This window comes from Tepidibacter sp., assembly GCF_025210165.1.
Lineage (GTDB): Bacteria > Bacillota > Clostridia > Peptostreptococcales > Peptostreptococcaceae > Tepidibacter_A.
On the sequence record NZ_JAOASI010000013.1, the window covers coordinates 71,739 to 85,081 of the forward strand.

11 protein-coding genes and 1 CRISPR repeat array are annotated in these 13,343 nt (G+C 30.3%); of the genes, 2 read left to right on the top strand and 9 right to left on the bottom strand.

What is annotated here, in order from left to right; all coding sequences use genetic code 11:
* Positions 1-6: 6 nt before the first annotated feature.
* The 6 genes from N4A48_RS02075 to glyA all read right to left on the bottom strand — a co-directional run bounded on the left by N4A48_RS02075 (position 7) and on the right by glyA (position 6,188).
* A complete protein-coding gene (locus tag N4A48_RS02075; RefSeq protein ID WP_443081741.1) occupies positions 7-375 on the bottom strand; it encodes an ornithine aminomutase subunit alpha in 369 nt (122 codons plus the stop codon).
* Between the two features lie 15 nt (positions 376-390).
* Entirely contained in the window at positions 391-1,815 is a 1,425-nt protein-coding gene (ortB, locus tag N4A48_RS02080; protein ID WP_293664018.1) for a 2-amino-4-oxopentanoate thiolase subunit OrtB, read from the bottom strand.
* Positions 1,808-2,116, bottom strand: coding sequence for a 2-amino-4-oxopentanoate thiolase subunit OrtA (gene ortA / locus N4A48_RS02085; protein WP_293664019.1), 309 nt, complete (start codon positions 2,114-2,116; stop codon positions 1,808-1,810). The genes ortB and ortA overlap by 8 nt, the downstream gene beginning before the upstream one ends.
* An 11-nt stretch (positions 2,117-2,127) precedes the next feature.
* Positions 2,128-3,201: a 2,4-diaminopentanoate dehydrogenase gene (gene ord, locus N4A48_RS02090; RefSeq protein ID WP_293664020.1), complete on the bottom strand. Its 1,074-nt coding sequence runs from the start codon at positions 3,199-3,201 to the stop codon at positions 2,128-2,130.
* 261 nt (positions 3,202-3,462) lie between these two features.
* On the bottom strand, positions 3,463-4,851 hold the full coding sequence (locus N4A48_RS02095) for a sigma-54 interaction domain-containing protein (protein WP_293664021.1): 1,389 nt from the start codon (positions 4,849-4,851) through the stop codon (positions 3,463-3,465).
* A 110-nt stretch (positions 4,852-4,961) separates the two neighbouring features.
* Positions 4,962-6,188, bottom strand: coding sequence for a serine hydroxymethyltransferase (glyA, locus tag N4A48_RS02100; protein ID WP_293664022.1), 1,227 nt, complete (start codon positions 6,186-6,188; stop codon positions 4,962-4,964).
* A gap of 154 nt (positions 6,189-6,342) precedes the next feature.
* Between glyA and N4A48_RS02105 the strand changes: the two genes are divergently transcribed.
* Positions 6,343-7,116, top strand: coding sequence for a threonine/serine ThrE exporter family protein (locus N4A48_RS02105; protein ID WP_293664023.1), 774 nt, complete (start codon positions 6,343-6,345; stop codon positions 7,114-7,116).
* A complete protein-coding gene (locus N4A48_RS02110) occupies positions 7,116-7,553 on the top strand; it encodes a threonine/serine exporter family protein (RefSeq protein WP_293664024.1) in 438 nt (145 codons plus the stop codon). Before N4A48_RS02105 ends, N4A48_RS02110 begins: the two co-directional genes overlap by 1 nt.
* Positions 7,554-7,569: 16 nt before the next feature.
* Here the strand turns inward: N4A48_RS02110 and N4A48_RS02115 are convergent, their stop codons facing one another.
* The 3 genes from N4A48_RS02115 to N4A48_RS02125 are packed head-to-tail and all read right to left on the bottom strand — an operon-like array spanning position 7,570 to position 8,584.
* A complete protein-coding gene (locus N4A48_RS02115) occupies positions 7,570-7,998 on the bottom strand; it encodes a SoxR reducing system RseC family protein (RefSeq protein ID WP_293664025.1) in 429 nt (142 codons plus the stop codon).
* A 9-nt stretch (positions 7,999-8,007) separates the two neighbouring features.
* A complete protein-coding gene (locus N4A48_RS02120) occupies positions 8,008-8,304 on the bottom strand; it encodes a metal-sensitive transcriptional regulator (protein WP_293664026.1) in 297 nt (98 codons plus the stop codon).
* A gap of 13 nt (positions 8,305-8,317) precedes the next feature.
* Complete coding sequence (locus N4A48_RS02125; RefSeq protein ID WP_293664027.1) at positions 8,318-8,584, bottom strand: hypothetical protein; 267 nt, start codon at positions 8,582-8,584, stop codon at positions 8,318-8,320.
* Positions 8,585-9,225: 641 nt separating this feature from the next.
* A CRISPR array of direct repeats spans positions 9,226-13,315; the repeat unit is 37 nt; unit sequence GTTTCAATCTCCAATGGAGCTTATATATCTTTAATGC.
* The last annotated feature ends 28 nt before the right edge of the window (positions 13,316-13,343 follow it).

Here is a 13,343-nt window from a genome sequence, read left to right on the forward strand (position 1 = left end):
AGCAGCTTAACCCTTGTCTTTCCCAAATACTTCAAGAGCATAATCCCAATACTTACCCTCTATCATACTAAGACCTGCTTCTCTAATGGATAAGTTTTTGTCTTTAGCCACTCTATAAACTATATGTCCAACCCCTTTTCTCATAAGATTTCTATCCATAGCTCCATCAACTAAAGGCTTAGCTTCAAGACTCGAAAATCCCATTCTAAGAAGAACTGATCTTTCTACAGATGGAGTTGTATTCTTTTTACCAAGCTCTAGTAGTGGATCTACTATTTTCCCTGCAAGTTCCCAAAATCTATCGTATAATTCCTGATCTGACAAGTTCGCCAAATGTACTCTTCTTTCATTAAAATCATCTGCTCTTTTCAAAATTTACACCCCCAAATTTTATTCTAAATAATTAGCACCAAGTTCTTTTAATACTTCTTTTACAAATTCTTCACTAGACTTAGTATCTTTAACTAAAAATTCTAAATCTTGCTTATTTATTTTATTTCCCTTTATTCTCTCTATACAGTTTTTAATATACGATTTCTTAATTTTATTTAAATCAAGATCCTTCACCTTAATCTTAGATGGATGCGAAGGAAATATTATACTTTGCCCAGGAACTTCATCCTCTGGATTTCCAAATCTTATATCTATATTATTTTCTCTTGCAAATGCAAGTTGTGGTTGAATATGCTTTCCTGCTCCTGTATATTCAGTTTCTTGAACAACAATTATGTTGTTCTCATCCATTTCTTGAGCTATTGAGAATGCAGCTGCAAGTGATGTATTACCAGCTGGCCCTCTTTCAAGACCCTCAAGCTGAGCTAAGGCTTCTGTCATATAAAATACCTCACCTTGATTTACAGTTACATATCTATCCATATATCTAAGTGGTCTTCCAGCAGATCTTGGAACATCTGATCTATCTGGATTAGTACAAAATGGTATTCCAAATCCAGTATGTCCTGTTGTAAATGACTTTTTATTAAATTGAGTATCAGATGCCATATGTAAACCTTTTAAATTAACACTAGCTCCTACAACCTTAGTATCAAAGGCTCCAGCTTTAATAAGCCCTCTTGCTGTACCAGTTAAATTCCCTCCACCTGCATTAGTACAAACTACAACGTCAGGATCTCTTCCCTCTTTTTCTCTAAACTGCATACTTATTTCATATCCTAAGGTTTCAACCCCTGCAATTCCAAAAGGAGTATATAAAGATGCATTAAAATATCCTGTTTCCTCTAAAAGTCTTAAAAATGTATAAAACAACTCAGGTCCTACACTTAACTGAATAACCTCTGCACCATACGCCTCACATTTTCTAGCTTTTTCTATAATCTCTGGTTGACCTTTTCCCTGACTATCATAGCACTCTTGAACTATAATACATTTAAGTCCTTGCATTGCAGCTTGTGATGCAACAGCAGCTCCATAATTACCACTAGTTGCAGCAATTACACCCTTATATCCTAGTTTTTTAGCATGATATACAGCATTTGCAGCACGTCTTGCTTTAAAGCTTCCAGATGGACTAGATGCTTCATCCTTTATAAATATTCTTGCTCCTTTTCCTTTTGGTGCGCATTTTCTAGCAAGCTTAGTTATATTCTTAAGCTCTATTAGTGGAGTATTACATATTGCTACATCCTTTTGAATATTTTGCATTTCATTTAAAGTATAGCCTGTTTCTCTCATCATTTTCTCATAATCAAATTCAGCATTCCCTGATTCAAATAATTCATAATCTATTCCAACAGCATTTTTCATTATTTCATTTCTTCTAGACATTACGCCTAAATAACTCATATCCTTACTCATAGTCTTCACCTCCAAATAATATATCTTTTAGTTGAAGACCTATTTGTAAAAGCTCAGGAACACATTTTCCATAATCATGCTTGTAGTATGGATTTATTTCTATAAGTTTACCCTTAACTGTTCTTTTGGTTATAGTAGTTATTTCAACTTCATCATTTATAGATACATCATGCTTTAAAAATCCTTTTACCCACATTTCTAGAGGTACTTTTTTAGTGTCATCTGGAACCTGTGGTGCTCTTTGATCTGGATTTAATATAACATTATGAATTAAAACCCAATCTCCCTTTTTAGCATTCATTCAGCTCACCCCTAACAACAACCACAGTCACATTCTTTTTTTGTTTCAATCATTTTTCTCATATCTCCCATAATAGCTCTTGGTACAGGTATATCAAGCATAGTTTTAAGTCCAGGTCTTGCATTTATAACATGAGGTATACTGTTAACGCACATAGCTATAGTTCCTATTCCTCCTGGTATTTCTGGTTTTATTTGAAGAGATATATCTGGTACTCCCTTGATTTGTACATAATCTCCTGTATCAACACCTTCAAGATGAGGTAGTATTTGTTGTGGATGCTCCATTTCAACCTTTATATCTCCATCTACATACCCATAACCACATTGCTTACAACCAGCTACATTTCCAGCTTCAACTTCTGCATACTTACTTTGTCTATATACATTAGATACTATTGATTGTCTTGTTTGATCTACCTTTTCTAAATCCCATCCGATTCCATCTGTAATCATCTTTATAGATTCTGGGAATCCAACATGTCCTGCTATTGATCCATCCTTAACTCCTTTTTCAAAATCTTCAGGAGTAACTCCAACACCTTGCTCTACCATAACAGCATGACCAAATGGAGATAAATCATTTACTCTTGATGCTTTTATATAATCTACACTTTCACAAGTTCCTGTAAGTGCAAGTATTAATAAATCAAGTACAAATCCTGGATTTATTCCAGTTCCAAGTACAGATACATGATTTTCTTTAGCTATTTTATCTATTTTTTTAGCAAGCTCTGGCTCTTGTGCATCTGGATAAGCCATCTCCTCTGCAGTAGATATTACGTTCATTTTTCTTTCTATTACGAATTTTATCTTATCAAAAGCTCCCTTAGTAAATGAATCAGTTGCAAGTAAAACTACATCTGCACATTTTTCTGTAAAAGCTTCTTCTTCATTAGATTTAATTATTATCTCTTTTTTATCTTTCCTATCAACACCTAAAACCTCATATACATCTTTTCCAATTCTATCTTCGTGTTTATCACAAACAGCTACTATTTCTACTCCTTCTTTTTTTAATAGCATACTAGCCATTCCACTTCCCATTGCTCCAAATCCCCAAATACCAACTCTAATATTTTCCATTATATTTTCCCCCTTAAATTTTCATATGTTCTAATTTCTTGCACTAATATATACAGCTATATACAGCAACAAATGTGCCACTTTGTTTTAATTTTCAGAAAATTCAATTTTAACTTAGATATACATCAGTTTTTTCATAACTTTCAGAATAATAGTTCTTTTTTTAACAATATATAAAGTTTAATTTTTATATATAAAATAGATTTTCTATTATAAAAAAAGCAAATATATTTGCATTAAAGTGCAAATATATTTGCTTTATTAAATATTATATTTTTTTATTTTATGCTGAAGAGTCTGTCTTTTTATTCCGAGCTGCTTTGCTGATTTTGTAATATTTTTTTTATTATTTATTAAAGCTCTTGTTATAAAATCCACTTCAATTTCTTTTAGCAGTTCATCTAAACATTTCTCATTCGATACATTTATATTTTTTTGTATTTCCTCTGATTCATTGATATCAATATTTAAATGCTCAATTTTAATACTATCTTCAGAATCAATCATACTAATAGCAGAATATATAGTATTTTCAAGCTCTCTTATATTTCCGTGCCACTTATGATTTATCAGTAGGTTTTTAGCTTTTTTATCTATATATTTTACTTTTTTATTTAATTTTTTATTGTATTTTTTTATGAAGTAATCTACTAAAAGTATTATATCATCCTCTCTTTCATTCAAAGAAGGAATGTTTATAGATATTACATTAAGTCTATAGTATAAATCTTTTCTAATTTTATTTTCTTTTAAAAGCTTAGATGGTAATTCATTAGTTGTAGCAATTATCCTCACATCTACAGGAATATCCTTAATACCACCGATTCTCCTTATGTAACCTTCTTGTAAAACTCTTAAAAGTTTTGCTTGAAGTTCTACTGTCATAGAGTTGATTTCATCCAGTAACAAGGTTCCTTTATTAGCCTGTTCAAATAATCCTGGTCTACTTACAGCCCCTGTAAACCCACCTTTTTCTGTTCCAAACAAAATTCCTTCAAGTAGACTCTCAGGAAGAGCTGCACAATTTTGAGCTATGAAGGGATTGTTTTTTCTTATACCTTCATAATGTATGCTTTGACTAAAAAGCTCTTTTCCAGTTCCTGTTTCTCCATATATAAAAACAGGAGCTGGAGTTTTACAGGCTTTTCTGGCTAAAGATATAGCCTTTTTAAATTTTTCACTTTGACCTATTATATTTTCAAATGTGTATTTTTTAATTTTACTTTGAATTATTTGCTTCGGATTTGATTTTTCTCTATGAAGTGTCAATATTTCTTCTGAAAGTTCTTTAATCTTAGTTATATCTTTGGATATTTCAATAGCTCCTATTATTTTTTTATTGTCAATCACTGGTATTGTAGTATTTATAGTAGTAATTTCGTTTTTGTATTTATTTAGATAAGTTTGCTTTTTATCCTTTATAACTTTTCCATTCTTTAGTGCCTTTAAAAGAGTGCTCGTTTCTTCATTTAATCCATTGAATATATCTAGCAAATTTTTATTTAATACATCGGTTTCTTTCATTTGTTCAAGTTCTGCCATAGCCTTATTATATATAATAGTATTTCCCTCACTATCAATAACATGAATTCCATCTTCTATATAGTGCAAAATATTTTGCATTAATTTCATATAATCTTTAGTATTCATATCTCAATCCTCCAGAATTTGAAACTTAGTTGTATATATATCATATAATTTACATAAAATTAATGCAATTCAAATTTTTTAGTTAATTTATGAACAATCTACATATTATTCTAATATAAAATAAATTTATCCGTAAGATTTTTTATAATCTCACCTGCCTTTTCTATTTCTCTATGAGTTATACAAAGGTCTATTGCTTCAGCTATAACCTTCATTTCATCTTCCTTCATTCCTCTAGTTGTAATAGCAGGAGTTCCTATTCTTATTCCACTAGTTATAAAAGGACTCTCTGGGTCAAAAGGTATAGTATTTTTGTTAACCGTTATATGAGCCTCATCAAGTATTTTTTCTGCTTCTTTTCCAGTTATATTCTTATTTCTAAGGTCTAAAAGAATCAAGTGGTTATCAGTTCCTCCTGTAACTAAATTAAACTCTCTTTTTGTTAGTTCATCAGCTAGTTTTTTACAATTTTTAATTATTTGTTTCTGATAGTCCTTAAAATCATCTTGCAAAGCTTCTTTAAAGCTTACAGCCTTAGCAGCTATAACATGCTCTAGTGGTCCACCTTGTATTCCAGGAAAGATTGCTTTATCAATTAATTTTGCATACTCACTCTTACAAAGAATAACTCCTCCTCTTGGTCCTCTTAGAGTCTTATGAGTAGTAGTAGTTACAAAATCAGCTACATCACATGGATTTTGATGAAGTCCTGCTGCAACAAGTCCAGCTATATGAGCCATATCAACCATTAGCATAGCTCCAACCTCATCAGCAATTTCCTTAAACTTTTTAAAATCTATTTCTCTTGGATATGCACTAGCTCCTGCTACTATAAGCTTTGGCTTTACTTCATGTGCTTTTTTTCTAACATCATCATAGTCTATTGTTCCATTTTCTTTACAAACACCATATTCTGTAAAGTCATAATATTTTCCAGATATATTTACAGGTGAACCATGAGTTAAGTGCCCACCTTGAGATAGATTCATACCCATAACCTTATCTCCAGGCTTTAACATAGCAAAATAAACTCCTAGATTTGCATTAGCTCCTGAATGTGGTTGTACATTAGCATGATCTGCACCAAATATTTCCTTAAGTCTATCTATGGCTAAATTTTCTATAACATCTATATGCTCACATCCACCATAGTATCTCTTAGAAGGATATCCTTCTGCATACTTATTTGTAAGGTGACTACCCATAGCTTCCATAACAGCTAAAGATACCGAATTTTCTGATGCTATAAGTTCTATATTTCTATTTTGTCTATCAATCTCATTTACTAGAGCTTCATACACCTGCTTATCTTCTTTCATTAAATTATCAAAATTCATATTTCACCCTCCTTAAATTTTTTCCTTAATTTATAATTATATATATTTTTAAATACTCCTTTTATTTTCGATTCTTTTTAAGAATTTTTAAAGATTTTATGGTAAAATTTTGGTATAATTCTTTAGTATCTATTTTTCATAAGGGGTGAGTATTATGACTATAACAGAAAAAAAAGGGATACTGAGAATAGCTCTTTACGCTGGAGAAATAATGCTTAAAAATGGAGCAGAAATATACAGGGTAGAAGATACTATAATTCGAATATGCATGTCAAAAAATATAAATCACGTAAATGCATTTGTAACGCCAACAGGAATATTCGTATCAGATGATAGAATGGATGGCATAAGCTTTATCAAAAGAATTAAAAATAGAAGCTTAAATTTACACAGAGTATCTATGGTGAATAACTTTTCAAGAGACTATGTAAATTCTAATATGAAAGTACCACAAGCCTTATCTGAATTAAAAAAAATAGATAATGCAGATAAATATTCGTTTCCTGTAAGAATTTTATTTACAGGAATTATAGGTGGTTTTTTTTCACTTATGTTTGGGGGTGAATTTCTAGATTTTTTATCTGCATTTATAATATCTATGATATCAATATTTATAGCAGATAAAATAGACAAAATAAGTGATACTTCATTTTTATCAACAATTGTAGCATCATCTACAATAGGAATACTCGGTATACTATTTACTCTAACCGGAATAGGAAAAAGTCTTGATATGATAATAGTTGGATCTATAATGCCTCTAGTACCAGGAGTATCCTTTACAAACGGTCTAAGAGACTTTATATCAGGAGATTTAATAGGTGGCCTTGCAAAAATATTTGAGGCAATATTTATAGCTATATGTATAGCTGTTGGAATAGGTATAGTATTCCAGCTATGGGTTCACTGGTTTGGAGGTGTGTTATAATGAGCTTATATCTTCACTTTATTTACTCATTTTTAGCTACAATAGGATTTTCCATCTTTTTTAATGTCCCTAAAAAAGATCTCTTATATGCATCCCTTACCGGAAGTATTGGCTGGACATTATACACTTATTTAAATAGTATAACTAATTCAGCTTCTTTATCAAGCTTTATAGCAGCCACTGTAATAGGCTTATTAGGAGAACTCTTTGCAAGAATAAATAGAAAACCAGTTACAGTATTCATAATACCAGGTATAGTTCCTCTAGTTCCAGGTTATGGTATGTACTTAACTATGCTAGATATTATAAACAACGATTTCTATAGTGCTGCTAAAACTGGTAGTGATACTATATTTATAGCAGGATCAATAGCAATAGGTGTAATATTAGTTTCATCTACTGCAAAACTATGCAAAAAAATAAAAAATGCTGATTGATATCAATCAGCATTTTTTAATCAACTATACTAGTTATAACAGGTGTATACTCTTCACTCTTTTTAAATTTAGGTTCATTCTTCTTTATTATCATAAATACTATACCCATCAATAAAGTTCCTATTATAGCACTCATAGTTTCTATATTTGAACTATAATTTATGGCTGTTAATACTTTACTTGATATAACTATTCCAACAAATAAAACTATTAGAGGGATTACATACGCTATAGCAGCAGCCTTTAATACATTAGGAGTACTTACATCGACTTCAACAAAGTTCCCCTCAGTAGCACCTATTCTATTTACTGCTTCTATTTGCATTTCCTTACTTTCTTCTTTTCCCATTCCACATCCACCACAGCTTGCACAAGCTGAATGTCTTTGCATTTTTAAAATAGCTATATTTTCATTAGTACTAATAACAACACCAGTTTGTCTCATCTTAATCACCTACTTCATAAATTTAAGCATTGTATTTACAAGCTCATCTATAACTCTATCTTTTTCCTCAATATCATCAGAGTTATCCATTGTGTTTTTTACACACCCTTTTACATGATTTTCAAGTACTATACCCCCTACCTTATCTATTGCAGAACGTATTGCAGCTATCTGTATAAGTATGTCTACACAATATTTTTCTTCATCTATCATTTTTTGAATACCCTTGACTTGTCCTTCTATTCTTCTAAGCCTTTTTATTATCGCATCCTTATCTTTTTTAGTTTTTTCAGACAGCTCCTTCATTTTTTACAGCTCCTTATTGTTTGAAATAAAAATAAACAGCAATTATTCCAATCATAGTCATTCTTCTTATAAATTCAAAATTTCTAACACTCATATTGTACTTATCTTTTGCAATTAAAAGAGTATGTCTTAATATTATATTTATAAAGCTTAATACAAATATAAGAGTTATATTTCTATAAGATATCATGTCAGTAGTTCCATTAAATAGCTTCATTATTGTTAAAACAATCAAAAATACAAATATAAATATACCACATTCTTGTATTACTTTTTTCAATTCAACATCTCCCCTTGATACCTTATACCAGTATATTTATTTTAATTATACTTGGGTATGTAGTAAAATGTCAAATAAGAATATATACTAACAAATTTTTAGACGAGTTTGATATTGAAATTCTAGATAAGCAAGCTGAGAACTTCAAAAATATAGGAGATAATTATAAACTCACTTCCTCAAAATCTAAATAAGTTTGCAGTTCATTCATTTGGATATATTTGGTATAATCGTAGTGTGCGTAATGATATATTAATGCATAATTGTAATAAATTATGAAATATCATTAGATTTTGATACGATTATTGCTTCTCATTTTGCTGAACCATATAATAAATACATAATTAACAAATTAATTAACTGTGCCACTCATATAGACATTTCTAGAAGTACCACTTACTCTAACCCAATGATTCCAATAAAAGGTCTAATGTATGCCGAAGGTGGAGAACCCTTTGTGAGTCCAGATTTTGTTTCTATTGTTTATACAAAAGATAAATTATAAAAGTGCTTCATAACATTTTTAAATTATAAAGTAACCATTTTAAAAGCAAGTTCATCTTTAAGTGGACTTGCTTTTATTAGTATAACAAATCTATTTTATTTTAAAGTAGATATTAAAAGAAGTCAATTTTATTCTGATTTCAATCTTCAATAGAGCTTATATATCTTTAATGCATGTGAACATAGAGCCAAAAAGCTACATTTCCTATTGTTATTGTCCAGTTTCAATCTCCAATGGAGCTTATATATCTTTAATGCATGAAAACAAATAAGTTGAGTAATACCTTTGATGTGTTTCAATCTCCAATGGAGCTTATATATCTTTAATGCTTAAATATTAAAAAAAATTGTGTGTATTTATATTATGTTTCAATCTCCAATGGAGCTTATATATCTTTAATGCTTAGCAGCAGGAAGATTGAGATTATTATTTTTTTCTAGTTTCAATCTCCAATGGAGCTTATATATCTTTAATGCTGATTCCATATTTTGCCCCGCTTGAAATTCCTATGTTTCAATCTCCAATGGAGCTTATATATCTTTAATGCGGTTATATTCAAATAGGCATCTAATTTGAGCATCTATTGTTTCAATCTCCAATGGAGCTTATATATCTTTAATGCCAAACTCCCCTTGACTTGAATACCTCCTAAATCTTGAGTTTCAATCTCCAATGGAGCTTATATATCTTTAATGCCGAAAGCAGCTGAAAAAGTTTCTTACAATCTAGACATGTTTCAATCTCCAATGGAGCTTATATATCTTTAATGCCTATGAGTATAAATTCATTAATTATAAATACATTAAGTTTCAATCTCCAATGGAGCTTATATATCTTTAATGCTGTTACTTATTTAAACGATAAAATAAATGATTCCAGTTTCAATCTCCAATGGAGCTTATATATCTTTAATGCCTTATAGATTATTTAAAATCAAATGTTGATACTAGTTTCAATCTCCAATGGAGCTTATATATCTTTAATGCTTAGTTATGCAGCACCTGTTACTAAGACTAAAACAGTGTTTCAATCTCCAATGGAGCTTATATATCTTTAATGCTAATAGAGGTTCATCACCGACAGGATTTAAATTAGAGGTTTCAATCTCCAATGGAGCTTATATATCTTTAATGCACACTGGGAAAAATGGATGTGTAGATGATGCTGTTGTTTCAATCTCCAATGGAGCTTATATATCTTTAATGCCTAGAACACCAGCTTATTATGGAACATCTATAGAGGTTTCAATCTCCAATGGAGCTTATATATCTTTAATGCCATAATGGGAGTTACTATTCCAGCATTTGTAATCTTGTTTCAATTTCCAATGGAGCTTATATATCTTTAATGCCTTTTAGTTAATAATAGATTCCACTTTTTATTCATAAAACGTTTCAATCTCCAATGGAGCTTATATATCTTTAATGCGGTGGGTTTGATGGATATAGAAACGGAAGAATAATGTTTCAATCTCCAATGGAGCTTATATATCTTTAATGCTTCCTCGCATTTATAAATAGCAGATAACAATACCTCATTTTCAATCTCCTATGGAGCTTATATATCTTTAATGCAGTACGATGATGATGATGATATAAACTTATTAATTGAGTTTCAATCTCCAATGGAGCTTATATATCTTTAATGCGAGAAAGTAAAGACGTAGAAAATGGATTCAAACGTGGGGTTTCAATCTCCAATGGAGCTTATATATCTTTAATGCTAGATACAGTTTTGCATTGTATCTTTAAATTAATGCTGTTTCAATCTCCAATGGAGCTTATATATCTTTAATGCGGAATAGCAGCTACATTATTATATTGTTTTATCAACTCTATGTTTCAATCTCCAATGGAGCTTATATATCTTTAATCCAAAAGTTTTTGGAATAAGTGAAACTGTAGAAATTGCAAGCGTTTCAATCTCCAATGGAGCTTATATATCTTTAATGCGATAATATAAGTTCTTACATTAAACAATTAGCATTTGAGGTTTCAATCTCCAATGGAGCTTATATATCTTTAATGCAGATATTAAATTTAATTCTATCTATGGAATACCTTCTGTTTCAATCTCCAATGGAGCTTATATATCTTTAATGCCAACTATTGTATTTCTATCTATGTCGTAAAGTTTTCTTGTTTCAATCTCCAATGGAGCTTATATATCTTTAATGCTGTAATCCATTTATTTCTAAATGAATAGGATTTTTATGTTTCAATCTCCAATGGAGCTTATATATCTTTAATGCAATACTATTTGTACCAAAATTATCATTATAACCATTGTTTCAATCTCCAATGGAGCTTATATATCTTTAATGCCTTAAAAATTATAAGCCACAAGCTAAAAATGTTAATAGTTTCAATCTCCAATGGAGCTTATATATCTTTAATGCAAAAACAAGGTATAGACATTAAAAAAACTAATCTAAGTTTCAATCTCCAATGGAGCTTATATATCTTTAATGCCTGGAGGTTTATTAATTTCATTGTAAAATCCACCTGTTTCAATCTCCAATGGAGCTTATATATCTTTAATGCCAAGACAAGTCAAATCAACAGTTTGAAAGAAACTTCAAGTTTCAATCTCCAATGGAGCTTATATATCTTTAATGCTTGAATTGCTATTATTTCCACCTATATAATCACCTTTGTTTCAATCTCCAATGGAGCTTATATATCTTTAATGCGGGATAAGTTATATGAATCATGAAAAAATAAATAAGTTTCAATCTCCAATGGAGCTTATATATCTTTAATGCCTTTCACAATGTCCTTGTATTCTTTTTGAAACTTAAGGTTTCAATCTCCAATGGAGCTTATATATCTTTAATGCGAAAAGTAAAAAATCTAACGTCAAAATATGTTAAGTTTCAATCTCCAATGGAGCTTATATATCTTTAATGCGAATTATTGCTATTAAATCTAGTATATTATCTTTAAAGTTTCAATCTCCAATGGAGCTTATATATCTTTAATGCGAATAATAGAAGCTATATCCTTGGTAGATAAATTCCAGTTTAAATCTCCAATGGAGCTTTTATATCTTTAATGCATATGGAGGAACAACAGCTATGGGCTGGAAATCCATGTTTCAATCTCCAATGGAGCTTATATATCTTTAATGCGCCACAAATACACAAGATAAAACAGGATCAGATTTGTTTCAATCTCCAATGGAGCTTATATATCTTTAATGCCTGTAAAGGATAATCAAGGACATACTGCTTCTACTGGTTTCAATCTCCAATGGAGCTTATATATCTTTAATGCGTAGTTGTATCTATGCTTTCCTTTATGCTTCTAAGTTTCAATCTCCAATGGAGCTTATATATCTTTAATGCATTGCTTTCTTAAATCCTGTTGTCATTTCTTTATTTGTTTCAATCTCCAATGGAGCTTATATATCTTTAATGCGAATACAGAATATAACAAATAAATCTACTATTGATATGTTTCAATCTCCAATGGAGCTTATATATCTTAAATGCTTGCAAAATAAATAATAAAATAGGGAGTTTAATCGAGTTTCAATCTCCAATGGAGCTTATATATCTTTAATGCCTTTCTTTATATCTTTCCAATATTTATCCATACAAAGTTTCAATCTCCAATGGAGCTTATATATCTTTAATGCCAAGCTTGGTTTAATCTCGCATAATCGAAAGTCGATGTTTCAATCTCCAATGGAGCTTATATATCTTTAATGCGATCATATGGTTTAAACAGTATATCTGGAGCCTTGCCAGTTTCAATCTCCAATGGAGCTTATATATCTTTAATGCATTTCATGTTCTTTCCAATGTCTTGCTTTTCTCCTGTTTCAATCTCCAATGGAGCTTATATATCTTTAATGCTTGATAATAGTTTTCCAGTAACGGGAAATCCTTCAAGTTTCAATCTCCAATGGAGCTTATATATCTTTAATGCTTAGGCTATTTTAATACAAATAGCTTCGCTTTCTGTGTTTCAATCTCCAATGGAGCTTATATATCTTTAATGCATCAGTAGCTTTGTTGTATATAATACCTGATAAAAGCATGTTTCAATCTCCAATGGAGCTTATTTATCTTTAATGCGAATAAAATTAAAAGAATAAAACCTATCAATGCTAAGTTTCAATCTCCAATGGTGCTTATATATCTTTAATGCGCACCTATTGCAATTGTCGTTGGTGGTGCATTCCTGTTTCAATCTCCAATGGAGCTTATATATCTTTAATGCCGTCTAATGGATTTGTAACACTTAAAAT

Bases quoted from the DNA above. Each gene is read 5' to 3' on its own strand.
- N4A48_RS02115 (WP_293664025.1), bottom strand. From the start codon at position 7,998: ATGAGACAAACTGGTGTTGTTATTAGTACTAATGAAAATATAGCTATT.
- ortA (WP_293664019.1), bottom strand. From the start codon at position 2,116: ATGAATGCTAAAAAGGGAGATTGGGTTTTAATTCATAATGTTATATTA.
- N4A48_RS02110 (WP_293664024.1), top strand. From the start codon at position 7,116: ATGAGCTTATATCTTCACTTTATTTACTCATTTTTAGCTACAATAGGA.
- N4A48_RS02105 (WP_293664023.1), top strand. From the start codon at position 6,343: ATGACTATAACAGAAAAAAAAGGGATACTGAGAATAGCTCTTTACGCT.
- N4A48_RS02095 (WP_293664021.1), bottom strand. From the start codon at position 4,851: ATGAATACTAAAGATTATATGAAATTAATGCAAAATATTTTGCACTAT.
- N4A48_RS02120 (WP_293664026.1), bottom strand. From the start codon at position 8,304: ATGAAGGAGCTGTCTGAAAAAACTAAAAAAGATAAGGATGCGATAATA.
- ord (WP_293664020.1), bottom strand. From the start codon at position 3,201: ATGGAAAATATTAGAGTTGGTATTTGGGGATTTGGAGCAATGGGAAGT.
- glyA (WP_293664022.1), bottom strand. From the start codon at position 6,188: ATGAATTTTGATAATTTAATGAAAGAAGATAAGCAGGTGTATGAAGCT.
- ortB (WP_293664018.1), bottom strand. From the start codon at position 1,815: ATGAGTAAGGATATGAGTTATTTAGGCGTAATGTCTAGAAGAAATGAA.